At 68.5% G+C, this 23360-nt stretch carries 17 protein-coding genes and 1 tRNA gene; 11 read left to right on the top strand and 7 right to left on the bottom strand.

Features of this window, described 5'->3' with window-relative positions; genetic code table 11:
• Positions 1-59: 59 nt before the first annotated feature.
• Positions 60-1430 (bottom strand): MFS transporter, encoded by a 1371-nt coding sequence (locus tag ACI3KX_RS08570; protein WP_404909433.1) that lies wholly within the window; start codon positions 1428-1430, stop codon positions 60-62.
• A 179-nt stretch (positions 1431-1609) separates the two neighbouring features.
• Here ACI3KX_RS08570 and ACI3KX_RS08565 point away from each other — a divergent pair, with 179 nt between their 5' ends.
• Together ACI3KX_RS08565 and ACI3KX_RS08560 are read left to right on the top strand one after the other, a co-directional pair.
• The gene (locus ACI3KX_RS08565) at positions 1610-2455 is read left to right on the top strand and encodes a class II glutamine amidotransferase (RefSeq protein WP_363356546.1); all 846 of its coding nucleotides are present in this window, start codon (positions 1610-1612) and stop codon (positions 2453-2455) included.
• A 98-nt stretch (positions 2456-2553) separates the two neighbouring features.
• Positions 2554-2644: transfer RNA gene (locus tag ACI3KX_RS08560), tRNA-Ser, on the top strand.
• 606 nt (positions 2645-3250) lie between these two features.
• Here ACI3KX_RS08560 and ACI3KX_RS08555 read toward each other — a convergent pair.
• From ACI3KX_RS08555 to ACI3KX_RS08545, 3 genes are all read right to left on the bottom strand, one after another.
• The gene (locus tag ACI3KX_RS08555) at positions 3251-3961 is read right to left on the bottom strand and encodes a DUF4386 domain-containing protein (RefSeq protein ID WP_363356547.1); all 711 of its coding nucleotides are present in this window, start codon (positions 3959-3961) and stop codon (positions 3251-3253) included.
• Positions 3962-4035: 74 nt separating this feature from the next.
• Positions 4036-5025 (bottom strand): NAD(P)-dependent alcohol dehydrogenase, encoded by a 990-nt coding sequence (locus ACI3KX_RS08550; protein ID WP_404909415.1) that lies wholly within the window; start codon positions 5023-5025, stop codon positions 4036-4038.
• Between the two features lie 94 nt (positions 5026-5119).
• A complete protein-coding gene (locus ACI3KX_RS08545; protein ID WP_404909414.1) occupies positions 5120-6088 on the bottom strand; it encodes an oxidoreductase in 969 nt (322 codons plus the stop codon).
• Here ACI3KX_RS08545 and ACI3KX_RS08540 point away from each other — a divergent pair.
• Positions 6061-6870, top strand: a complete 810-nt coding sequence (locus tag ACI3KX_RS08540; RefSeq protein WP_404909413.1) for a TetR/AcrR family transcriptional regulator C-terminal domain-containing protein — start codon at positions 6061-6063, stop codon at positions 6868-6870. The genes ACI3KX_RS08545 and ACI3KX_RS08540 overlap by 28 nt on opposite strands.
• A 351-nt stretch (positions 6871-7221) precedes the next feature.
• Here the strand turns inward: ACI3KX_RS08540 and ACI3KX_RS08535 are convergent, their stop codons facing one another.
• On the bottom strand, positions 7222-7809 hold the full coding sequence (locus ACI3KX_RS08535; RefSeq protein WP_404909412.1) for a substrate-binding domain-containing protein: 588 nt from the start codon (positions 7807-7809) through the stop codon (positions 7222-7224).
• On the opposite strand from ACI3KX_RS08535, the gene ACI3KX_RS08530 reads away from it, so the two are divergent.
• On the top strand, positions 7707-8507 hold the full coding sequence (locus ACI3KX_RS08530) for an SDR family NAD(P)-dependent oxidoreductase (protein ID WP_404909411.1): 801 nt from the start codon (positions 7707-7709) through the stop codon (positions 8505-8507). The two genes, ACI3KX_RS08535 and ACI3KX_RS08530, sit on opposite strands and share 103 nt — an antisense overlap.
• Before the next feature lie 2 nt (positions 8508-8509).
• Here ACI3KX_RS08530 and ACI3KX_RS08525 read toward each other — a convergent pair whose 3' ends face one another.
• Positions 8510-9361: an SMP-30/gluconolactonase/LRE family protein gene (locus tag ACI3KX_RS08525; protein WP_404909410.1), complete on the bottom strand. Its 852-nt coding sequence runs from the start codon at positions 9359-9361 to the stop codon at positions 8510-8512.
• A 131-nt stretch (positions 9362-9492) separates the two neighbouring features.
• On the opposite strand from ACI3KX_RS08525, the gene ACI3KX_RS08520 reads away from it, so the two are divergent.
• The 6 genes from ACI3KX_RS08520 to ACI3KX_RS08495 are packed head-to-tail and all read left to right on the top strand — an operon-like array spanning position 9493 to position 17329.
• Positions 9493-11832 (top strand): glycoside hydrolase family 3 N-terminal domain-containing protein, encoded by a 2340-nt coding sequence (locus ACI3KX_RS08520; RefSeq protein WP_404909409.1) that lies wholly within the window; start codon positions 9493-9495, stop codon positions 11830-11832.
• On the top strand, positions 11829-12815 hold the full coding sequence (locus ACI3KX_RS08515) for a sugar phosphate isomerase/epimerase family protein (protein WP_404909408.1): 987 nt from the start codon (positions 11829-11831) through the stop codon (positions 12813-12815). Before ACI3KX_RS08520 ends, ACI3KX_RS08515 begins: the two co-directional genes overlap by 4 nt.
• The gene (locus ACI3KX_RS08510; protein ID WP_404909407.1) at positions 12812-14524 is read left to right on the top strand and encodes a dihydroxyacetone kinase family protein; all 1713 of its coding nucleotides are present in this window, start codon (positions 12812-12814) and stop codon (positions 14522-14524) included. The genes ACI3KX_RS08515 and ACI3KX_RS08510 overlap by 4 nt, the downstream gene beginning before the upstream one ends.
• Positions 14521-15042 carry a ribose-5-phosphate isomerase gene (locus tag ACI3KX_RS08505; protein WP_349426091.1) on the top strand — a complete coding sequence of 174 codons (522 nt, stop codon included), beginning with the start codon at positions 14521-14523 and terminating at the stop codon, positions 15040-15042. Before ACI3KX_RS08510 ends, ACI3KX_RS08505 begins: the two co-directional genes overlap by 4 nt.
• Entirely contained in the window at positions 15039-16055 is a 1017-nt protein-coding gene (locus tag ACI3KX_RS08500) for a 3-hydroxyacyl-CoA dehydrogenase family protein (RefSeq protein WP_404909406.1), read from the top strand. Before ACI3KX_RS08505 ends, ACI3KX_RS08500 begins: the two co-directional genes overlap by 4 nt.
• Positions 16052-17329 (top strand): D-arabinono-1,4-lactone oxidase, encoded by a 1278-nt coding sequence (locus tag ACI3KX_RS08495; RefSeq protein ID WP_404909405.1) that lies wholly within the window; start codon positions 16052-16054, stop codon positions 17327-17329. The genes ACI3KX_RS08500 and ACI3KX_RS08495 overlap by 4 nt, the downstream gene beginning before the upstream one ends.
• 75 nt (positions 17330-17404) lie before the next feature.
• On the opposite strand, the gene ACI3KX_RS08490 is transcribed toward ACI3KX_RS08495, so the two are convergent.
• Positions 17405-20665, bottom strand: coding sequence for a glycoside hydrolase family 2 TIM barrel-domain containing protein (locus ACI3KX_RS08490; RefSeq protein WP_404909404.1), 3261 nt, complete (start codon positions 20663-20665; stop codon positions 17405-17407).
• 290 nt (positions 20666-20955) lie between these two features.
• Here ACI3KX_RS08490 and ACI3KX_RS08485 point away from each other — a divergent pair, with 290 nt between their 5' ends.
• Positions 20956-23325: a glycosyl hydrolase family 95 catalytic domain-containing protein gene (locus ACI3KX_RS08485; protein ID WP_404909403.1), complete on the top strand. Its 2370-nt coding sequence runs from the start codon at positions 20956-20958 to the stop codon at positions 23323-23325.
• Positions 23326-23360 lie beyond the last annotated feature (35 nt).

Below are 23360 nucleotides of genomic sequence, written 5' to 3'. Positions count from 1 at the left end.
TCTTGCAGGGGGCGGTGCCCACGCCCACTCCCGCCGCCGGGTGGCGGCATCCGTCGTGGTCAGAGTGCGGGCGGAGCGGTCGCCGCGCGTTGCGGATTGCGGATGCCGAGGAACGACGTGACGCCGCCGGCGATCATGAGCGCCGCGGTGACGATGGCCGCGCGATGGAAGCCGTCGAGGTCGAGGCTGCCGCCGACGATGGTGGCGAGCAGGGCGACGGCGATGAGTCCGGCGACGCGCGCGACGGCGTTGTTGACGGCCGACGCGATGCCCGATCGCTCGGGCTCGATCGCGCCGAGGATCGCCGAGGTCAGCGGCGCGACGGTGAGGGCGAGGCCGGCGCCCATCACGATCATGCTCGGCAGGATCTGCCACCAGTACGAGAACTCTGTGGTCGTCGTGAGGAGCAGCAGTGCGCCGATGCCCATCGTGATCGGGCCGACCGTCATGAAGAACCGCGGACCCCAGCGACCACTGAGGGCGCCGACGCGCGAGCTGAACAGGATCATGAGGATCGTCATGGGCAGGCTCGCCAGTCCCGCGAGAGTGGCCGGCAGGCCGGCACCCTCCTGCAGGTACACGACGACGACGAGGCCGTTGAGCGCGAGCGCCCCGTAGATGAACGCGGTCGCCACATTGCCCGTCCAGAAGTTGCGCACCCGGAACAGGTCGAGCGGCAGGATCGGGTGTCGTGTGGTGCGCTGACGGAGGATGAACGCCGCGAACATCCCGGCGCCGAGCACCAGCGTCAGCCAGATGACGGGCGAGCCCCAGCCGAGGTTGGGCTGCTCGATGAGGGCGTAGACCATTCCGCCGAGGCCGAGGGTGCACAGCGCTGCGCCGATCCAGTCGATCGATGCTCCCGGATGCCGGGTGTCGCGGAACCCGCCGCGCGCCAGCAGCACGAGCGTCACGGCGATCGGCACCACGTTGATCAGGAACGCGAGCCGCCACGACGCCAGGTCGACCAGCACGCCGCCGATGAGCGGGCCGACGATCATGGCGGAGGTCGTCATCGCGGTCCAGATGCCGATGGCGCGGCTCTGCGCAGCACCGGTGAAGTTCGACGTGATGAGCGCGAGCGAGCTCGGGACGAGGAACGCGCCCGCCGCGCCTTGGAGAGCACGGGCGACGATGAGGAACTCGGCCGTCGGCGCCGCCGCGATCGCGATCGAGGCGATGCCGAAGCCGATGAGCCCGATGCGGAGCACGAGCACGCGCCCATACGCGTCGCTGACCGAGCCCGCGACGAGGATGAGCGCGCCGAGCGTGATGAGGTAGGCGTCGACGACCCACTGCTGCGTCGTGATCCCGCCACCCAGCTCGTCGCTGATCGAAGGGAGCGCGACGTTCACGATCGTGCCGTCGAGGAAGGCCACGAACGAGCCGAGCACGGCGATCCACAGCACCGACCGCTGGATGGCGGTCATCGGGCTCACCGGCGCCGACGTGCCGGGGGCAGGCTGATGATCGGTCACCAGCCCACGCTAGACCCGGCCGACGACACCGAGGGCCGCCTGGTCGCACGAGGCTATCGGGAGCGACCGCACCGCCCTACGATGGCGGCAACGCCGCGCCGCGGTGTCGACGGACGACCCGGGAGGCTGCGATGTGCCGCTGGCTGGCCTACACGGGGGAGCCGCTGCAACCGGCCGCCCTCATCCTCGACGCCCAGCACTCGGTCGTCGCGATGGCGCAGAACTCGCCGCTGGGCGCCGAGACGGTGAACGGCGACGGCTTCGGCTTCGGCTGGTATCCCGTCGCGGATGGGGATGCCGCCGGGCTGCGGCATCCGTCCGTCTTCCGCAGTATCGAGCCGGCGTGGAACGACCAGAACCTGCGCGAGATCAGCCGGGCCGTCGTGAGCCCGCTGTTCTTCGCCCACGTGCGTGCAGCCGCCGGTCCGCCGATCCAGCAGACGAACTGCCACCCGTTCCGTCACGACAACTGGCTGTTCATGCACAACGGCGCGATCTCGCAGTTCGGTCTGATCAAGCGGGAGCTCGCGCTCGCCGTGGACCCGTCGTTGTACCCGCTGATGCAGGGCACGACCGACACCGAGGTGCTCTTCCATCTCGCGCTGACCTTCGGTCTCGCGGACGATCCGATCGGCGCCGTCGGAGCGGCGATCCGTCGCGTGGAGGAGGCCGGCCATGCTGCCGGCGTGCAATTCCCGATGCAGGGCACGCTCGCCGTGTCGGACGGCGAGACGCTGTGGGCGTTCCGGTACTCGTCACAGGGGCGCTCGCGCTCGCTGTTCCACTCGGCCGACGTTCCCACCATCCGGGCCATGTACCCCGACGCCGACCGGCTCTCGCTCTTCGGCGACCACGCGCAGGTCGTCGTGTCTGAGCCGCTCAACGACCTTCCCGGCGTCTTCCTCGAGGTCCCCGAGTCGACCGTCGCCGTGCTCGACCCCGAGGGGTACCACCACGAGGCGTTCCTCGACGCGTGAGCCGGTGCCGACGCCATCGTGCCGGGGCTGGGCGGGGTCGTAGCCGAGGTTCGGCGCCGATTCGCGGCATCCGCCCCGCGTGTCGTAAGCTTGTCGGCGGTGACGTGTCCGAGCGGCCGAAGGTGCAACTCTCGAAAAGTTGTGTAGGGTAACCCCCTACCGTGGGTTCAAATCCCACCGTCACCGCCATTTTGGGCCAGATCGACGTCCTTCTCGGACGGTCTCGATCTGGCCCATTCCTTTTGGTTCCGTCTCGTTCCTTCTCGGATGTGGGCACGGGCGTGGTCAGGGGTTTTCTCGTAGAGCGCCTCCGCTGCGAGGTCCGGAGCATCGGGCGGCCCCGGCGGGATGGAGGCGGATCGACGACGATCCGTACCGACGTGGAAATCATCCGTGCCCACAGAATGCCCACAAGATTTCACGTGGGAACGTTGCCCAGCGGAGGCCGAGTTCCAAATCCCTCCATCTCCGCCGAGAAGGCCCTGATCAAAGGGTATTTACTACGCCATGCGAACCGTTTGCGAAGATTTTGCATCGATTGGCGGTCACGTTGTGCCCGGCTGGAGCCTGACCTGCTTCCCCACAGCCACAGCCACAGCCACAGCCACGGGCAGGTCTCGTGACCGCCCACAGGCAGTTTCACATGGCCGTCAACGCGTCTCAGAGGGCCGGTGGGGGTGACCCCGGATACCGGACGCTGACAATGCGTCGGGTTCGCCTTCGCCGCCTCGATCAACCGCGAACCGCTCCTCCTCGACCTAGGACGTGTTGCTAAGAGCATCCTCCGTGCGCGCGTCACAGCAGCAGGGCGATGCCGGTGACGATCAACCAGAGGGACCAGATGATGTAGACAAAGGGGGTGGCCGCGGCGGCAGGCTTCCACCCCGTCGTCTCGAAGGGGCCGACGAACTCCAGCGAGCAGAGGGCGAGGGCGACGCCGATGATGATGCCGGCTACGCCAACCCATCCGTTGACGTTGGAGCTCTGCATAATCGCGACACCGACCAGTGCGGTCCACGCTCCGGTGAACAGGAACCCGAGGTGCTCCCCGACGGCGACGCCGAGGTAGCGGTTGAAGGACTGGAAGACGACGTCGATCGCCTCACGACGGGCCGGGGTGGTGTCGGGCTTCTCCGACTCCCGTGCCAGGTAAGGCACCAGGAACGGCCAACGGATCAGGCCAAGGAACTGCACCACGCTGGCAACCACGCCCACCCCGGCGGCGGTGAATAAGACCGCAGGCTCAGAACCCCGTAGCGAAACGGACACCAAAATCGCGAGCGGCGTCAGCAATGCCGCCGTCATCGCGAACCCCCACCACAGCAGCACTAGGGCCGAACCGCCCGCGCTGTATTTTGCCAACACCTCCGCGGTGGGCTTGCGCAGAATGTTCGGGTAGTCGAACTTCGCCGCGAGCGCGGCGAACGCTGCATTGAAGCCGATCGGCACCGCGATCAGCAGGACGCCGGCGATCAGGGTCGAGGTGGTGTCGCTCAGGGGATTCATCGGGCTGTCTCTCGTTTGATCCCTGTCATTCGACAGCAGTTCGGGCGGAGCGAGTGCTCCAGAGTGTCGCGCAGTCATCCCTCTTGGTTGTTACCGAGGACACTGATCACGATCTTCGCTCGTGCGTGCTGCTCAGCGAAATACCGGATCGCGTCCGCGGTGTGTTCAAGCGGGTAGGTGCGGTCTATCGCCGGCGTCACCAGACCGGACTCGATCAGTTCGGTCAGCTCGTCCAATGGGCGAGAGTCCGCGGTCGCGGTGGAGACGCGGAGGTTCTGCGTGACGAACAGAGACATGCTGAGGGCTCGGAGGATGCGGATCATGGGTCCGAGGACGCGTCCGCCGGTGCCGCTCGACAACACGAGCGTTCCTCGGGTGGTGAGTGCGCGACGCAGCCGGCGCAACGGGTGGTTCCCGATGCTGTCGAAGATCAGGTCGTAGCGCTGGCTGGCTTGGGTGAAGTCGGTGACGGCGTAATCGATCACATGATCGGCGCCAAGGGATCGGGCGAGCGCGAAGTTCTTCGCGCTGCATACGGCGGCTACCTCGGCGCCGAGTGCCTTGGCGATCTGGACGGCGAAGGTGCCGACACCGCCGGAGGCGCCGTTGATGAGCACCTGCTGTCCTGGCTGAAGGTTCCCGGCGTCGCGGAGGCCGTGGAGCGCCGTCGTCCCCGCCAGCGGGACGGTCGCTGCCTGCTCGAAGGTGAGGGTGGCGGGCATCAGCGCGACCTTGTCTTGGGGTGCGGGGGCGAACTCGGCGAAGCTTCCCGCCTCGAGTTCGGCGTAGACGTTGTCTCCCGGCGTGAATTGGGTTACTGCTGCGCCGACGGCTTCGACGGTACCTGCGACGTCCTTTCCCCTCACCTTCAGTTTCGGGGTTCGCATTCCGAAGGCAAGGCGGGCGAGGAGGGGAGTGCCGGTGGTGTAGACCCAGTCGGCGTGGTTGACGGATGCCGCGCGAACCCGGATCAGGACTTCTGTGTCGGCGATCCGCGGTGTGTCGATTTCAGCGAGCTTCAGCACGTCGGCGGTGCCGTAGGAGTGCTGGACGATCGCCTTCATCGTGGTCTGGGTGTGTGACTGGTTTGGCGGGCTGGTTGCCGCTGTCATTGCGTTCATGGCTCGGTTCCTGCGGTTCGGGGTGGGTCTGCGGGGGTCACGGCTGGCTCAGGAAGGGGAAGTGGACGTCGGTGAGCGCTTCCGAACTGTCCCAGAGCCGTGCGGCAGCGATCGGGTCGGTCGCGTTGGCGCCCGGTGTCGCGAGAGCCGGAGGTCCGGACATCTCGCGGCGGCGGCTCGGGCCCGAGTAGCTGCCGCCGGGGAGACGTTCTGTTGCCGCAAACAGCGTCGGGGTGGCGGCCATCACAGCATCCTGCGCGACGATGCGATTCAGCATCCGAGTCCCCGTGCTCATCACCGGGCCGTAGGAAGTTGAGCCGAGATTCGTTGCCGCCCACCCGGGATGCGCGGCCACCGCCAGCACCGGAGACCCGGCGCTGCTCAGCCGGCGCTGCAACTCGAGGGTGAAGAGCAGATTCGCCAGCTTCGAGTCCGCGTACGCGCGAGACCGGCTGTACCGGCGCGTTGTCCAGTTCAGATCGTCGAAGTCGAGACCGCCGATGCGATGAGCGTTGCTCGCAACAGTCACGACGCGCCCGCTGATCTGCGGCAGCAGCAGATTCGTGAGCACAAAGTGTCCGAGATGGTTAGTGCCGAACTGAAGCTCGAACCCGTCGACGGTCAGCGCGAACGGCGGCACCAGGATGCCGGCATTGTTCACCAGCACATCGATGTCTTCGCTCCACTGGGCGGCAAACGAGCGCACCGACGTCAGATCGGCGAGATCCAGGCGCCGCACCTCGGTCGACCCGCCGATGGCAGTTGCCGCCAGTCGCCCTCTGACCTCGTCGCGCACCGCGAGCACCACATGGGCACCCTTCGCGGCGAAGACACGAGCGGCCTCGAGCCCGATGCCGCTGTTCGCGCCCGTCACTACGACCGTCTTCGCGGTCATGTCCGGCATCCGGGAGGTCGTCCAATCACGAGTGGTGGTTGCAGTGCTCGCCGACATGATTCGCTTCTTCCCTTTACCTAACAGTGTTAGGCTCCAAGCAAGGTTTACCATACACTGTTAGATGGAGTCAATGCGTAGCGCGAAAGGGGCCCCCAGGAGTGAGCATCGCGGAGGAAGTCAGACCGGCAACGGTGAGCGTGTCGGGGCGCGCGCCGGTCACTCGCGACCGGATTCTGCAGGCTGCGATCGCTCTCGCCGACCGCGGTGGGCTCGAGTCGCTGAGTATGCGCAAACTGGCCGCCGACCTCCAGATCGAGGCCGCTTCGCTGTACTACCACGTGAGGAACAGGGGCGATCTTCTCGATGGGATGGCCGACGTCGTGTTCGGCGAGATGGGGCGCCCCTCCCCGGGTGAAGAGTGGAAGGCGGCGTTGGGCAAGCGAGCGGCATCGACTCGAGAAGTGCTCGTGCGGCACCCATGGGCGATACCGATCATCGATTCACGCACCACCCCAGGTGCCGCCACACTGCGGTATCTCGAGGACGCCATTGCCTTCCTCCGTGAGGCCGGGTTCTCGATCGCGATGGCCGCCCACGTGCTCTCGGTGCTGGACAGTTATGTGCGGGGATTCGCGATGCAAGAGGTCTCACTCCCGCTCGACCCGGGCGGCAGCATCGAGGCAGCGACCGAGAGCATCCTGGAGCAGCAGCCCATGATGTCGAACGCGTACCCGCATCTCGCCGAGATGGCCGGTGCACTCATCCTCCAACCGGGCTACGCCTACGGGAACGAGTTCTCGTTCGGCCTTGGCCTCATCCTCGACGGACTCGAATCAGCCCGCGCATCGGATCGCGACGTATCGGCCACGCAGCGAGACAGCGACGCTGGATGACGTACGCGGCGCCGGCGAGAGCGACCCCTCAGAGGGCAGGACGCCCGGACAGCGTGCGCCCGTCGGACCCAAAGACCGGGCTCGATCTGGCCCATTCCTTTTGGTTCCGTCCCGTTCCTTCCCGATGTGGGCACGGCCGGGTCTGGGCTTTTCTTGTTGAGCACGCCCTTTTCGACCACGCTGCCTGGAGTGGGGGGACGCGGCTATGGACCGCGTGGCCGGCGCAGCCGGGGCACTGGACTTCGTGCGTCGTCTCGCGGCGATCATGCCGCCGTCCGCTGCCTCCGACGCGACCTCTCCGTCCGGCAGCTGATTCCGGCCCGGACGGCCGATCTGCCGCCAACCTCCATGTCATTTCCGGGGCGGCGCAGTCGATTCGCGGACGACGAGCTCTGATGCGAGCTGGACGCGCGAGTTGGCGACGCCGTGTCCGCGCGAGATCGCGATCGCCATACGCGTCGCCTCTGTCGCCATGCCCTCGAGCGGCTGCCGCATCGTGGTGAGCTGCGGGGTCACCCACTGGCACAGCTCCACGTCGTCGAATCCGACGACCGAGAGGTCGTGGGGGATACTGAGGCCCCGGGCCCGCGCGGCCTGGTAGACGCCGTAGGCCTGCTCGTCCGATCCGCTGATGATGGCGGTCGGCGACGCGTCGAGGTCGAGCAGCTCGCCGCCGCGCGCGACGCCGCCGTCGACGAGAGAGTCGCCGACCCGGACCAAGTCGGGATCTTGCTGGATGCCCGCACGGCCCAGAGCGGAGAAGTATCCGTCGAGACGGTCCTGGTGGCACGCCTGGTCGATCGGTCCGGTGACGAACCCTATCCGGCGGTGGCCCAGTGACAGCAAGTGCTCTGTGGCGTCCCTGCCGGCATCCCAGTCCGTTGCCGACATGTTCGGGAACGACTCGGTGTCGACGCCCAGCGGGTCGATCATCACCACCGGCACTTCCAGGCGGGAGAAGAGCTCCTTGGCGGGGCGAGATCGTCCATCAGCTGATCGAGCAGGGAGCCGAGGTCGCGTTCCTGGATCTGGATGCCGGCGATTCCAGCCCTGGGGACGCCCGCTTCATCCGGTGCGACGTGCGCGACATCGCCGCGCTCCAGGGGGTGGTGCAGCAGGTGGCGGAAGAGCTCGGCACGATCGACATCCTGGTCAACAACGCCGCGCGGGACGACCGCATCCGCTTCGACGAGGTCGACGTCGCGCGGTGGGACGAGCAGATCGACGTCAACGTGCGCCACCACTTCTTCGCGACCCAGGCCGTCGCGCCGTTCATGCGCCGTGCCGGGGGCGGCTCGATCATCACCATGGGATCCATCAGCGCGCACATCGACCTGCGGGACCTCGCGGGATACGTCACCGCGAAGGCCGGGATCGAGGGTCTGACCCGCACTCTCGCCCGCGAGCTCGGACGCGATCGGATCCGCGTGAACTGCGTGATCCCCGGCTGGATCATGACGGAGCGGCAGCTGCGCGACTGGGTCACGCCCGAGGCGGAGGGGCTGATCGAGGCGAGCCAGGCGCTGCCCGAGAAGCTGGTGCCCGCGGATGTCGCCAGGCTCGTGCTGTGGCTCGCCGCCGAGGACTCCCGCCTCTGCACCGGGCAGCGGTGGATCGTCGACGGCGGCTGGATGTGAGGTCAGCCGCCGAAGGCGTGCACCGGCGCACCGGTGAATTCGGTCTCGACCGTGAACAGCCCGCCCGCCTCGGGCTCGGGGTCGGCAAGGCCCTGGCGGGACGTCGTGATGTAGAGGGTGCGGCGATCGGCGCCCCCGAACGCGCACGACGTCACGTTCGCCGTGGGCAGCGGGATCGTGAGGTCGAGTGCGCCCGTCGCGGTGTATCTGCGGACGCCACCGCCGCCCCACATCGCGACCCAGACGCCGCCGTCCTCGTCGATCGATATGCCATCCGGCATACCGCCCGTGCCGCTGAACTGGACGAACGGGCGGCGCTCGCCGAACCGTCCGGCCCCGAGATCGAAGTCGTACGCCCAGATCACTCCGTCGCGGGTGTCAGCGTGCAGGGCGACATCGCCGGCCGCAGTCCAGACCAGTCCGTTCGGGATCGTCACGCGCTCCCGCACCACGCGCACCGACAGGTCGGGGTCGAGCCGGTACACGCGCCCGCCGTCCAGCCGGGTGTCGTACGCCATGCTCCCGCAGTAGAAGCGGCCGGCGGCGTCGCACGCGCCCTCGTTCATGCGGATGTCCGCGTCCGAGAAGACGGCGATCTCGCGGTCGATCGAGAGATGGTGGTCGGTCAGCGCGAAGCCGCGCTCAGTCGCCACAACGTACCCGCCCGCCCTGCGCGCGCGGATCACCGCGGTCACCTCCGAGAGGTGCGAACGACGCAGCGTGGTTCCGTCCCACGTCATCACGTCGCCGCGGAGCATGTCGACGAACCGGATGCTGCCGGTCGCGGCATCCCAGAACGCCCCTTCGCCGTGGAACACCCCGGCCGTGTCGCTCGACACCAGCTCCGGCTTCATGCAGTCCTCCCGCGTCGTCCATCGCACGTCGCGCGGAGCCCCAGGAGCCGGGACTTGGCAACGTTGTACAACGACGCTACCCTGAACTGCAGAATTGTTGTTACAGAGAACAAATGCGCGGAAGGTCGAGGATGACACAGCCGACGGACGTCGTGGCCGCACGCGTGTGGTCAGAACCCACCGCCGACATCGACACCCGGGTCGAGGCACTGCTGGCGGAGATGACGGATGCCGAGAAGCTCGCGCAACTCGGAAGCTACTGGGCCGACAAGCGGGACTCGACCCAGATCATCGCCCCCATGCAGGACGTGCTCTCGAAGGGCCGCCCGCCGTTCGACGAGGCGACCGCCGAGGGCATCGGTCATCTGACCCGCGTGTTCGGCACGACGCCGGTGAGCGCCCGTGACGGCATGGCGAAGGTGCACGAGTCGCAGCAGCACCTCATCACGAGCACGCGTCTCGGCATCCCGGCGATCGTGCACGAGGAGTGCCTGACCGGCTTCACGACGCTCGGGGCGACGGTCTATCCGGCCTCGATGGCGTGGGCGGCGACGTTCGATGCCCCGCTCGTGCGCGAGATGGCCCACGCGATCGGCTCCGACATGGCCGCGGTCGGCGTGCACCACGGTCTCTCGCCGGTGCTCGACGTCGTCACGGACTACCGCTGGGGGCGCGTCGAAGAGACGCTCGGCGAAGACCCGTACGTCGTCGCGACCCTGGCCACCGCATATGTCGAGGGACTCCAGGGCGCCGGCGTCATCGCCACCCTCAAGCACTTCGCCGGCCACGCCACCTCGCGCGGCGGTCGCAACCATGCCCCGGTCGCGATGGGAGAGCGGGAACTCCGCGACCTCGTGCTGCCGCCGTTCGAGATGGCGGTGCGCATGGGCGGCGCGAAGAGCGTGATGAATTCGTACACCGAGCTCGACCGGGTTCCCGCGGCGGCCGATCGGTGGCTCCTCACCGACCTGCTGCGCGGCGAGTGGGGCTTCGGCGGCACTGTCGTGTCGGATTACTGGGCGGTCGCGTTCCTCAAGTCCAAGCACGGCGTGGCCGGGACGATGGCGGATGCCGGGCGCCTGGCGCTGCACGCGGGCATCGACGTCGAGCTGCCCGACATCGCGGCCTACCGCCTCCTCGCCGAGGCCGACCCCGACCCGGCGCGCACGCGGGACGACATCGACACCGCGGTGCGGCGGGTGCTGCGGCAGAAGATCGAGGTGGGCCTGCTCGACGACGGCTGGACTCCGACGGAGCCCGCCGACGTGGACCTCGACAGCGCACGCAACAGGCAGATCGCCCGCCGCCTCGCCGAGGAGTCGATCGTCCTCCTCGACAACCGCCGCGGCATCCTTCCCCTTGCCGAGGACACGCGGCGCATCGCCGTGATCGGGCCGTGCGCGGACGACCCCCGCGCGATGATGGGCGCGTACTCCTACCCGATCCACGTGATGCCGCGTCATCCCGAGCTGGGCCTCGGCATCGACGCGACGACCATCCCCGACGCACTGCGCGCGGCGCTTCCCGGTGCGGAGGTCGTCGTCGAGCAGGGGTGTCCGCTCATCGAGCCTGCGCATGAGCGGCAGATCGCGCACGCGGTCGTGGCCGCAGCAGCCAGCGACGTCGTCGTCGCCGTCGTGGGCGATCGCGCGGGGATGTTCGGCAAGGGCACGTCGGGGGAGGGATCCGACGCTCCGACCCTCGACCTGCCCGGCGACCAGGGCCGCCTCGTCGACGCGCTCCTCGCGACCGGGAAGCCCCTCGTGCTGCTCGTGCTGTCGGGTCGCCCGTACACGCTCGGCGCGTACACCCAGCGGGTCGCGGCGATCGTGCAGTCGTTCATGCCGGGTGTCGAGGGTGCGGCGGCCATCGCGGGCGTCCTCACGGGTGCGGTCAACCCCAGCGGGCACCTGCCGGTGCAGATCCCGCGCACCAACGGGGCGCTGCCGCACACCTACCTCGCCCCACCGCTCGGCCAGGACGGCGATCGCATCAGCAACCTGTCGATCGCGCCTGCCTTCCCGTTCGGGCACGGTCTGTCGTACACGACGTTCGAGCTCGGCGACGTGTCGCTCGACAGCGACGAGATCGCGAACGACGGCACCGTCCGAGCGACGGTGAGGATCGCCAACACGGGTGACCGTGCCGGAGCCACCGTCGTTCAGCTGTATAGCGCAGACCCGGTCGCTCAGGTGACGCGGCCCGTGCAGCAGCTGGTCGGGTACGCCCGCGTCTCGCTGGAAGCGGGTGCCGCGGCATCGGTCACGTTCGCACTGCACGCCGACCGGTTCTCGTTCGCCGGACTCGAGCGCCGGCGCATCGTCGAACCGGGCCTGGTGAACCTCACCGCGGGCCTCTCACTCGCCGACGTGACCACCCCTGCCGCCCTGACGATCACCGGTCTTGTGCGTGCCGTTGAAGACCCGGTGCTCGTGACCGGCGTCGAGATCACCGAGGAGGATGCCGCGTGACCGGCCTCACCGCCGACGACTGGCCGATCGCGGCCGCCGCCCTGCCCTTCGCCGGCCGCACGCCCGACGGGCGCACGATCGCGGCCGCCGGACCCGAGGAATGGGAGCGCACCCTGACCGAGATCGCCGACGCGGGCTTCGACCGCGTCGACCTCACCGACTCATGGCTGCGCGTCGCCGACCTGGACGAACCGGGTCTGCGCGATCTCACCGCCGTCGCGTCCGATGCGGGAGTCGTGCCGACGTCGATCTCGGCGATCCGCTGCAGCGTCATCGACCACGCCCACGGCGCCGAGAACCTCGCGTACAGCCACAGGACGCTGGATGCCGCGGCCGCCCTCGGCATCGAGACCGTGTCGTTCGGCCTGCACCAGGCGCTGACGCGGCAGCAGCAGGAGCAGCTGTGGTTCTGGACGGTCAAGGGCCACCACGACGACCCCGCCGACTGGGACCTCGCGGTCAGCAGACTGCAGGAGCTGGGCCGCCACGCGGCCGAGCTCGGCATCCTGGTCTCGCTCGAGATGTACGAGGACACGTTCCTCGGCACCGCCGACTCGGCCGTGCGCCTCGTCGAAGGCATCGGCTTGGACAATGTCGGGCTGAACCCCGACATCGGCAATCTCGTGCGACTGCACCGGCCGATCGAGCCCTGGTGGCAGCTCGTCGAGAAGACGCTCCCCTACGCCAACTTCTGGCACGTGAAGAACTACGCGCGCGATGAAGACACCGCGCGTGGCGAGTACTTCGCGGTGCCTGCGCCCATGCAGTACGGGCTGATCGACTACCGCCGCGCATTCCGGTACGCGATCGAGCACGGGTTCCAGGGCGTCATCTGCGTCGAGAACTACGGCGGCGACGGGCTGAGCGTGTGCGCCGACAACCGCGATTACCTCCGCCGGCACGTGCTGCCCAAGCGCGAGGGCTACGCGCTCGGGACCAGCAGGGTGCGCCAGCCTCGCCACGCGCAGGGCGGTTCACGATGACCCGCATCGCGAACGACCCCGCCGATTTCGTGCCCCAGGCCCTCGCCGGATTCGCCTCGGCGCACGGCGATCTCGTTCGCGCCGTGGATGGCGGCGTGGTGCGTGCCGTTCCCGCAGCCCGCGGGTCGGTCGCCCTCGTCGTCGGCGGCGGCTCGGGACACTACCCGGCGTTCGCCGGCGTGGTAGGTGCCGGCATGGCTGCCGGGGCGGTATGCGGCAACATCTTCACGTCGCCGTCGGCGGGGCAGGCGTATCGAGTCGCGAAGGCGGCGCATCGCGGCGGAGGAGTGCTGTTCAGCTTCGGCAACTACGCCGGTGACGTGCTGCACTTCGGCGAGGCCGAGGCGCGCCTGCGCGACGAGGGCATCGATGCCCGCACGGTGCTGTGCACCGACGACATCGCGAGCGCACCGCTCGACGAGATCGATCGGCGCCGCGGCATCGCCGGCGACTTCGTCGTCTTCAAGATCGCCGGCGCTGCGGCCGAGCGCGGCGACTCGATCGACGAGGTCGAACGCCTCGCGCGGCTCGCGAACCACCGCACGCGCACCCTCGGCGTCGCGTTCGGCGGCTGCACCTTCCCGGGAGCCGGCGAGCCGCTGTTCACCGTCCCCGACGGCATGATGTCGATCGGCCTCGGCATCCACGGCGAACCCGGCATTCGCGACGTGCCGCGCACCGACTCCGCCACGCTCGCCGCGACGCTCGTCGGCGCGCTCCTCGCCGACGTGCCCGAGCAGCGCGGCGATCGCGTCGCTGTGATCGTCAACGGCCTGGGCACCGTGAAGTATGAGGAGCTCTTCGTGCTCTACGGCGATGTCGCCGCACTGCTCGAGGCCGCGGGTGTCACCGTCGTGCAGCCCGAGGTCGGCGAGCTCGTGACGAGTCTCGACATGGCCGGGGCATCCGTCACCCTCTTCTGGCTCGACGACGAGCTCGAGCCACTGTGGGCGGCGCCCGCGTATACGCCCGCCTACCGTAAGGGCTCGGTCGAGGTCGCGGCCGCAACGGACGCCGGCGACGAGGTGTTCGAGGCAGGCGAGGCCGAGCAGCTGCCCGAAGCGTCGGAGTGGTCGAAAACGGCGGCCACCCTGGCGCTCGGATACCTCGACGCGGCACGCGCGACCCTCCACGAGCACGAGGCGGAGCTCGGCCGCATCGACGCGATCGCGGGCGACGGCGACCACGGCGTCGGCATGCGCACCGGCATCGACGCGGCCGGCGAGGCGGCGGACCCCGACGCCGGGTTGCGCGCGATGCTCGCCGCCGCCGGCGATGCATGGAGCGAGCGCGCGGGCGGCACCTCCGGCGCGCTGTGGGGCTCGATTCTCGTCGCGGTCGGGAGGGCTCTCGACCGCGAGGGCGCCGACCCGTGTACCGCTGTGGCCGATGCCGCGCGGGCCGCGCTCGACGCGGTGACCTCGCGCGGCGGCGCGCGCGTGGGCGACAAGACAATGGTCGACGCGCTCGATCCCTTCGTCCGGACCCTCGACGAGCGCCTCGCCGCCGGCGATGCGCTCCCCGATGCGCTCGACGCGGCCGCCCGCGCCGCGACCGACGCGGCCGCTGCCACCTCTGCGTTGCGGCCGGCCCTCGGCCGCGCCCGTCCGCTGGCCGAGAAGAGCCTCGGACACCCCGATGCCGGCGCCACGTCGTTGGCGCTGATCGCCACGGCGATCTCCGAAACCACGCGAAAGGAAGCTCGATGACCGACCCCCTGCGCATCGTCGTCGGAAGCGACGATGCGGGCTACGAGTACAAGACGGCGCTGAAGGCCCTGCTGGAGGCCGACCCGCGGGTCGCTGCGGTCTCCGACGTCGGGGTCCGCGGCGACGAGCACACCGACTATCCGCACGTCGCCGTCGAAGCCGCGCGACGTGTGGCTGCGGGCGACGCCGACCGGGCGCTGCTCGTCTGCGGCACGGGGCTCGGGGTGGCGATCTCGGCCAACAAGGTCCCCGGCATCCGTGCCGTCACCGCGCACGACAGCTACTCCGTGGAGCGCTCGGTGCTGAGCAACAACGCCCAGGTGCTCACGATGGGGCAGCGCGTCATCGGCCTCGAGCTGGCCAAGCGGCTCGTCTCGGAGTGGCTCGGCTACCGGTTCGACCCCGCGTCTTCGTCGGCGTCGAAGGTCGCCGCCATCGAGTCGTACGACCGCGGCGCAGCCGACCAGAACGCCGCGGAACAGCAGACCGCTGACCAGAACACGGAGGCAAGCTCATGACCCGGATCGCCGTCGTCGGCAGTGGCTACATGGGTGGCGGCATGGCGCAGGTCTTCGCGCTGGCCGGCCACGATGTCGTGATCTCGGACGTCACCGCCGAGATCGCCGCCTCCAACCTGGAGCGCATCCGCATCGAGACCTCCGAGTTCGAAGAGCAGGCACTCTTCCCCGTGGGCGCGACCGAGCTGATCACTGCCAATATCTCGGCGGCGGAGAGCATCGAGGATGCGGTGGCGGATGCCGAGTTCATCGAAGAGGCGGTGCCCGAGCGGATCGAGATCAAGCACGCGACGCTGCGTCGCATCTCGCGTGCGAATCCGACTGCGGTCATCGGCAGCAACACCTCGACCATCTCGATCACCAAGCTCGCCGAGGCCGTCGAGAATCCCGAGCGTTTCCTCGGCGTGCATTTCTCGAATCCGGCGCCGTTCGTGCCCGGCGTGGAGCTCATCCCGCACCCCACGACCGCCGAGAGCGCGATCGTCGCCACCGAAGAACTCGTCGCCGGCAGCGGCAAGATCGGCGCCCGCGTGAGGGACGCGACCGGATTCGTGCTGAACCGGCTGCAGTACGCGCTCTTCCACGAAGCCACGCAGCTCGTCGACGAAGGGGTCGCGACACCGGAAGACATCGACGCGATCGTGCGTTCGACCTTCGGCTTCCGCCTGCCGTTCTTTGGCCCGTTCGCGATCGCCGACATGGCCGGGCTCGACGTCTACGCCTTCTGCTACGCCTCGCTGCAGGGCGACTTCCCCGAGCGCTTCGCGACCCCGGCCATCCTCTCGGAGCGCATCGAGCGCGGCGAACTGGGCACGAAGACCGGCGGCGGCTTCCGCGCCATCGACCCGGAACGCATCCCCGAGCTGGTCGCCTACCGCAACCGGGCCTACGCCAAGATGACGGAGCTCCTCGACGAGCTCGGTCCCTCGCCGTTCGACGCGCCGGCCGCGGCGTCCGGCCAGGAACCCGCCGCGGCACCCGCTTCCGAGCCGGTCGCGGAGCCTTCGCGATGAGCATCGCCGGGCCGACGGCGGCCATGACGCGCAACTGGGCCTCCAACGTGGTCTACGGCGCGGCGAACGTCGTCGCGCCCGGCTCTCTCGGTGAGCTCGCCGACGTGCTGGGCTCGGCCGGGCGTGTCAAGGCGCTCGGCAGCCGCCACTGCTTCAATACGATCGCCGACACCGACGGCGTGCACATCGTCTCGAGCGCCCTTCCCGCCGAGATGAGCATCGACAGCGGGCGCCGCGTCGTCCGGGCGTCGGCGGGGATGCGGTACGGCGATGTCGCCCCCGCGTTGCACCGTGAGGGGTGGGCGCTGGCGAATCTCGCATCGCTGCCGCACATCTCGCTCGCCGGCGCGGTCGCGACCGGAACCCACGGCTCGGGCGATGCGGTGGGCTCCCTCGCGTCCGCCGTCGCGGGCGTGGAGCTCATGACCGCGGATGGCGAGCTGCGCACATACCGACGCGGCGACGCCGACTTCGAGGGCGTCATCGTCTCGCTCGGGGCGCTCGGCATCGTCACCGCGCTCGAGCTCGATCTCGTCCCCGCCTTCGAGGTCGCGCAGACGGTGTACGAGCGTCTGCCGCTGGATGCGGTGCTCGACGATTTCGACGCCGTCACCGGCCTCGGCTACAGCGTGTCGATGTTCCACACCTGGCGCGATCCCGGGGTCGTCGACCAGCTGTGGGTGAAGCGTCGCGCAGACGCGCCCGGCGGCCCGCCCGAGCGCGTGCTGGGTGCGGCGAAGGCCTCGGGCAAGAGGCATCCGCTCCCCGACGTCTCGGCCGAGAGCTGCACCGACCAGCTCGGCGAGCCGGGGGAGTGGTATGCCCGGCTGCCGCACTTCAAGCTCGAGTTCACGCCGTCCAACGGCGAGGAACTGCAGTCGGAGTTCCTCGTGCCTCGGCGCAACGCCGTCGCGGCGATCGCGACCATGCGCGACCTCGCCGGTCGCGTGGCGCCGCTGCTGCAGGTGTGTGAGCTGCGCACCGTCGCGCGCGACGACCTGTGGCTGTCGCCGGCGTACGGCACCGACGTGCTCGGCATCCACTTCACCTGGAAGCCCGATCAGCCGGGCGTCGAGCTACTGCTGCCGCTCATCGAACAGGCCCTCGAGCCGCTCGACGCGCGCCCGCACTGGGGCAAGCTGTTCACGCTCCATGGTGCAGAGGAGCGGATGCCGCGGCTCTATCCGCGCTGGAATGACTTCGTCGCGCTGCGCGAGCGCCTCGATCCGCGCGGGGTGTTCCGAAACGACTACCTGACGCAGCTCGGGCTCTGAGCCTCGCGCCCCCGTCGGCCCCCCGTGATGTGGGGCCGATGGGCGAGGCCGTCCGTGAACGTTCCGTAGGCGAAGTCACACACCTGTGCGTCTCGGAACCGCCGGCGAATAGGGCAGGTCGGTCTCGACGAAGGCCGTCGCCAGCTCAGCTGGCGCCAGGTCACCGCGGAGGGGGAGGATGCGATACAGATGGGTGAACGGTCCTTTGGCAGGGGTGTTGCTGTACTTGTCCGGTCGGGTGACCACATCCCAGTTGCCGCCGTGCATCCCCTCTTGAGCGGCGTCGACGCGGACGACCGTTCCCCGGGACTCGGGGACCTCGTGCCAGTGCCGTCGGTCGGCGAGCTCTGCCGGGGCGTGAGGCTGAGCGTTGAAGAACATGCTGCCGCCGGCGACGAACAGCACGCCGCTCCCGGTGTCGTCGACGAGGGCCGCCCACCGAGTGTCGGCCTTGTTCGCGGAGTCCTGCGGGCGGCTGTATCGCGTGACCTGATCGGCGACCGACCCGGAGTACCGCCCGAAGAAGGCAGAAGTGCGACGATCGGCTGTCGATTCGTGCGGCCCACGCCCGTACCACTGAATGGCACTGAGCTCCGGGATGAGGGTCAAAGTCGTGCCGATGACCTGCGGGTTGGGCGCTCCGGTGTCGGGGGCGAAGGTCGACAGCACATCGAGTTGGCCGTTGCCGTAGACGGTGTAGGTGATCGACTGTGATGAGGTCGTGATCTGAAAGCTCGGCCGGAAAGGCACCTTTGTGGTGACGGTGCCTCGGACGATGACGCGCACCCCACCCGGTATCGACTTCATCTCGACATCTTCAATGGCCCAGTCCTCACCGACGCCCCGCCATGGCTGCGACGGCTCGGGACGATTCACCCGGATGTCGGGGATGGCCAGTTCCGGATCGTTCGGGGTCCGCCAGTAATTCGGCGTCAGCTCACTCACCAGCAGTTCCCGGTCGTCATACTGCAGCGACGTCAGGCGGCCGGTGATCCGGGAGATCTCAACGGAGAATCGGTCTCCGGCCACGCGAACGGACGTCGCGCTGTCGGCGACGGTCAGATGTGACAGGCCCGCGGTCTCCAACGGCAGCCGGTCGAGAGGGTCCGCCACCGGGACGTCGAATTGTGCGCGCGCGACGACGTGTCCCCGCTCTGCCCATGTGGTCGCCTCCGAAAGTACGAAGACCACGTCGAGCCGGTATTCGGCGCCTGGTCGAGGATCGTCGGGGAGCGTGACCGGGACCTGGATCTGAGCGTTCTCTTGCGGTCCGATGTTCAGGTCGGTGCCCGGTATCTCGCCTCCCTGAAGGGGAGCGCCGTTCTCGGAGAGGACCCACTCCAGGGTGTACCTGTCCAGGTTGGTGAACAGGTGCTCGTTGGAGATGCGCAGCGTGAGACTGGAGGCGTCCGCCATGGTGACGGTGATGGGTTGATACGCGATTTTCGCTTCGGCAAGCTTCGCGGTGTGTGTGCGGTCCGAGAGCACCAAGCCACTCATGTGGGCGCTTTCCTCGTTGGGATCGTCGCCCCAGTCGCCGCCATACGAGAAGAACTCCTCCCCCGAGCGCCCGGGAACGGGCCAGGAGAGTCCCTTGTCCGCCCAGTCCCACAGGAATCCGCCCTGCAGCAGTTCGGGGTTCGCTCGGATGATGGCCCAATACTCGTCGAGGTAGCCGGATGAGTTGCCTTGTCCGAAGGCATACTCGATGAGCAGATACGGCCGCGGGTCCCGCCGGGCTCGGGCGAGCAGTTGCTCGACGGGAGGGTAGAAGTCCCCGTCGAAGTCGGACAACTCCGTCGGCACAACGGCAGAGCCAGAGCCGTTCGGGTCCTGGTAGCTGACGGGTCGACTCGGATCGTGCCGCTTCGCCCACTCGTACATGGCCTGCAGGTTGGAACCGACCCCCGACTCGTTTCCCGTGGACCACACGATCACACTGGGATGGTTCTTATCGCGGTCGACCATATTGCGCATGCGCCACAACAGCGGCTGCCGCAACTCCGGGCGGTCGCCTGGGATGTTGGGGTTTCCGGCTGCGTCGACGCGATTGATGTGTGTCTCGTTGTTCGCCTCGTCGAACACGTAGAGGCCATACGAATCGGCGAGGTCGTACCAGCGGGGGTCGTTCGGGTAGTGCGAAGTGCGCACGGCGTTGATGTTGTTCTGCTTCATGAGCCGGATGTCCGCGATCATGTCCGCCGTGGTCAGGGTGCGGCCGGTCCGTGGATTCCACTCGTGCCGGTTCACCCCGCGAATCGAGATCACCTGTCCGTTGAGGCGGAGAACTCCGTCGATGATCTCGACTCGCCGGAATCCGACCCGCGTGGAGACGCGTTCACGGACTGATCCGTCGCGGTCGAGGAGTTCCAGCACCAGTGTGTAGAGCTCGGGGTGCTCCGCCGACCACAACCGCGGCTGCGGCACTGATCCCGAGAGACTGGCCGACGCGTCACCGCCAGCGGCGGCAGCCACCGCGGCGGCATCCGCCCACAGCTCGCGAGCACCGGAGGTGACGCCGTCGAAGAGCCGCGCCCGCATGCTGTGATCGCGGGCGCCGCTCTCGGCGCCGTAGCCACGGACATCGGCCGCGACTTCGAGCCGCGCGTTCTGGAGGGAATCGTCCAGGTGGGTGCGGACGGTGAAGTCCCGGATCAGAACCTGCGCCCTCGAGATAAGGGAGACGCTGCGGAAGATGCCCGAGAGCCGCACATTGTCCTGGTTCTCCAGGTACGAGCCCGTGCACCATCGGTACACCTCCACCGCAACGAGGTTGCGGCCCGGGCGCAGGTGGGCCGTGACATCGAACTCGCCGGAAGTATAGCTGTCCTCGCGGTATCCGACCCGCTGTCCGTTCACCCACACGAAATAAGCCGATTCGACGCCATCGAACTGGAGAAAGGAACGGCGATTCTCCCAGCTGTCGGGCAGGTCGAACATGGTGCGGTACTGACCGACCGGGTTGTAGAGGGTGGGCGCGTGCGGGTAGTCGCCAGTGGGATCGGGCTGCTCATGATTCCCGTTCGCGCCGGTCCACGGGAGGGTGAGGTTCACGCCGATGGGGAAGTCGTAGCCGTGCAGCTGCCAGCTCGAGGGAACCGGGATGGTCGCCCATCCCGAGTCGTCGACGTCTTCGCCGGCGAAATCGAGCAGACGCGACGCGGGATTCGAGGACCAGTGGAACTTCCATTCCCCATCGAGGCTGAGACGGTAGGGCGAATCGCGGCGATCCGCGCGCATCGCCTCGTCCAGCGTCTCGTAGGGCATGAGAGAGGCGTGCGTGGGCTCGGTGCCCCATTCGTAGGCTGCAGGGTCGTTCCACTCCGGCGTGGTCATCATCTATCCTCAACTATTTTGATAATCGCGTGCGAGCGGCTCGGACCATCCTGCAGGATCCTCCGAGGAGTCATAAAGGTAAGATGAATACACCCTACCGCGAACGGGACCTGTGGACGAAGCATCCGCTCGGTTCAGGCTGTCAACGTCAGCAGGATCGGCATGGACGGGTCAAGTGGTCGGATCGTTCGTGAGAGTGCGACCATTCATTGGATGATTCGGCGCTACGATGGCGGATGCAAGACAAATGCCCCGACGGCGGTGACCAACGATCGAGAAGCGGAGTCAGCGTGACCATCCGAACCGGCTTCTGGAGTTCGTCCGCGGGCATCGACTGGGAGCACGGCCTCATCGCGGGCACGGGTTCTCTCGGAGCGGTGCTGTCCGGCACACCGACGCGCCACTCGATCCACGTGTGCCACGAGGAGTTCTTCCTGCCGGTGAACTCCGCGAAAGCGGCACCGCGCATCGAACCGGCGATCGCCGAGGTGCGGGCGGCCGCCCTCGCCGGCGATGCCGAGACTGCGACCGCGATCACCCAGCGTCTCGCGCGCGACGACGGCTACGACGCCTCCATGATCTGGACGGATCCGTTCGTGCCGATCGCCGAACTCACGTGGAGTCCCGACACTCCCGTCGAGGACGGGCAGTACCGGAGGATCGGGGACTTCACCACCGGCAGGGTTGAAGTCGGGTGGACCGATGGCGCAGGTGTCGGCAGCGGCATCGCACTGATCCCGGACCGGGCAACAGGCGGGATGTCGATCGAGCTCTGGTCCGATCACGACCACAGCGGCGTGCTGGCACTGGACTTCGGTGAGGCGCCTCGCGACCCCGGTGAATATCCGTCGACGGACTACGGCGTCTTCCTCGAACCGGCCGTCCCGACCATCGACGGCTCTCGCATGACCCTCGATGTCAAGGTCGCCGAAGGCAATCTGTCACCGTTCGTGCGCGAGAACCCGCCGAGCCCATGGCCGCCGAGGCACGCGAGGCTGATCGTCGACCTCCCCGCCGGCATCGACGCCGAGCCGGAATCGGGCGCCGTGCGTCTGCGTCTGACCGCCGGGCGGACCGTCCGACTCCCCATCCGAGTCGAATTGTTCGGCGGCATCGCCGAGGCCGAGGTCGCCGCGGCCGACACGCACGCGTCCCTGTTCGAGGCGTGCTCGCTCGACTTGAGCAGCGGCGTCGACGACGCCGTACCCTACGACGACGTGCTGCAGCGGGCGAGGGCCGGTGACCCGCAGGGGTTGCTTGCAGCCGTCGAACTCGCGTTCGCATCCGGGCGCCACACGATTATCTCGTCGACCGGAGTCCTGCCTCCCACGCTCGTCGGCATCTGGCAGGGAACTCGCCGGCCGGCGTGGTCGGGCGACTGGACGCAGAACGGCAATGTGCAGCACGGCGGTGTTGCATCTCTCATTGCGTCGGGCACGCCTGAGCTGCTTACGTCGTACCTGCGGGCGATCTTCCGGCACGTGGACGACTACGCTGCGAACGCGCAGCGGATCTTCGGCGCTCCTGGCTGGCTGCTCCCTGCACGTTTCGACTCGCACGGCAACAGCAACCACTTCGCCCCCGCCTTTCCCCACCTGTACTGGATGGCAGGCGGTGCTTGGGTGCTGCGCTTGGCATGGGATCAGTTCACCGCGACCGGTGACGTGGACATTCTGCGCGAATACGCCTGGCCGCTCGCGAGCAACGTCATGGCCTTCGCGCTCGCGGTCGCCCTGCCGGGCGATGACGGCCTCCTGCATCTCGCTCCGTCGTATTCCCCCGAGAACACCCCTGGCAACCGCGCCAGTCCCATTGGAGTCGACGCCACGATGGACGTCGCGGCGTTCCGAGATGCCGCGCGTCTCGCCATCAGGATCGCCGACATCCTGGGCGAGGAAGCCGACCGCGACGCTTGGCGTTCGTTCGCCGATCGGCTGCCGCCCTACCGGGTGACCGACGAAGGAACCTTCGCTGAGTGGCTCGATCCCACGATCGCCGAGGAGATCGGGCACCGGCACGTCTCGCAGCTCTACCCGTTCTGGTACGAGGACGACGAGGCAGCCAGCGCACCCGAGCTCCGCGCTGCTGCGCTCGAGACGATCAGGCGCAAGCTCGCCTGGCGCAACGAGAAGCCGTGGTCAGCCGGCGACGGTCGCATGGAGATGGCATTCGGCCTCGTTGGCCTTGGCCTCGCGGCAGCTCGGCTCGGGGATGCCGAAGCCGCGCGACAGTGCGTCGAGTCGCTCGCGCGCGATTTCTGGCGCTCGAACGCCGTGTCGACGCACGACGGCGACGCGATCTTCAACGTCGACGCGAGCGGTGGGCTGCCGGCCGTCGTCATCGAGATGCTCGTGCAGTCGCAGCCCAATCGGATCTCGTTGCTGCCCGCACTGCCGAATTCGTGGAGCCGGGGATCGATCAGCGGCGTCCGCGCGAGAGGCGGCGTCGTCGTCGAGAACCTCCGCTGGGACGAGGACGTCCTGGTGTCCACGCTGCGTGCCGCCGGGGGCTCTGCGGCTGCCCGGGACGGGGACGTCGTCGACGTTCGCGGCCCGGATGGCGAACACGTATCGGTCGATCTCTCCACCGGGCCGGTCACCGTCCAGTTCCCCCGATCCCATGCGGCCCGACCGGATTCTGGAGTCCCGCACGATGAATGACGCCAAGCAAGCGTCCCTGCTCGCTCCGCCGGCAC

Origin of the sequence: Microbacterium sp. ZW CA_36 (genome assembly GCF_044987475.1) — a bacterium.
Taxonomy (GTDB): Bacteria; Actinomycetota; Actinomycetes; order Actinomycetales; family Microbacteriaceae; genus Microbacterium.
The sequence above is the reverse complement of the archived record's forward strand: the minus strand, read 5'-3'. Positions and strand labels throughout refer to the sequence as shown.

Bases quoted from the DNA above. Each gene is read 5' to 3' on its own strand.
- ACI3KX_RS08500 (WP_404909406.1), top strand. From the start codon at position 15,039: ATGACCCGGATCGCCGTCGTCGGCAGTGGCTACATGGGTGGCGGCATG.
- ACI3KX_RS08545 (WP_404909414.1), bottom strand. From the start codon at position 6,088: ATGGTAAACCTTGCTTGGAGCCTAACACTGTTAGGTAAAGGGAAGAAG.
- ACI3KX_RS08495 (WP_404909405.1), top strand. From the start codon at position 16,052: ATGAGCATCGCCGGGCCGACGGCGGCCATGACGCGCAACTGGGCCTCC.
- ACI3KX_RS08525 (WP_404909410.1), bottom strand. From the start codon at position 9,361: ATGAAGCCGGAGCTGGTGTCGAGCGACACGGCCGGGGTGTTCCACGGC.
- ACI3KX_RS08510 (WP_404909407.1), top strand. From the start codon at position 12,812: ATGACCCGCATCGCGAACGACCCCGCCGATTTCGTGCCCCAGGCCCTC.
- ACI3KX_RS08490 (WP_404909404.1), bottom strand. From the start codon at position 20,665: ATGACCACGCCGGAGTGGAACGACCCTGCAGCCTACGAATGGGGCACC.
- ACI3KX_RS08570 (WP_404909433.1), bottom strand. From the start codon at position 1,430: ATGACCGCCATCCAGCGGTCGGTGCTGTGGATCGCCGTGCTCGGCTCG.
- ACI3KX_RS08505 (WP_349426091.1), top strand. From the start codon at position 14,521: ATGACCGACCCCCTGCGCATCGTCGTCGGAAGCGACGATGCGGGCTAC.
- ACI3KX_RS08520 (WP_404909409.1), top strand. From the start codon at position 9,493: ATGACACAGCCGACGGACGTCGTGGCCGCACGCGTGTGGTCAGAACCC.
- ACI3KX_RS08550 (WP_404909415.1), bottom strand. From the start codon at position 5,025: ATGAAGGCGATCGTCCAGCACTCCTACGGCACCGCCGACGTGCTGAAG.
- ACI3KX_RS08565 (WP_363356546.1), top strand. From the start codon at position 1,610: ATGTGCCGCTGGCTGGCCTACACGGGGGAGCCGCTGCAACCGGCCGCC.
- ACI3KX_RS08555 (WP_363356547.1), bottom strand. From the start codon at position 3,961: ATGAATCCCCTGAGCGACACCACCTCGACCCTGATCGCCGGCGTCCTG.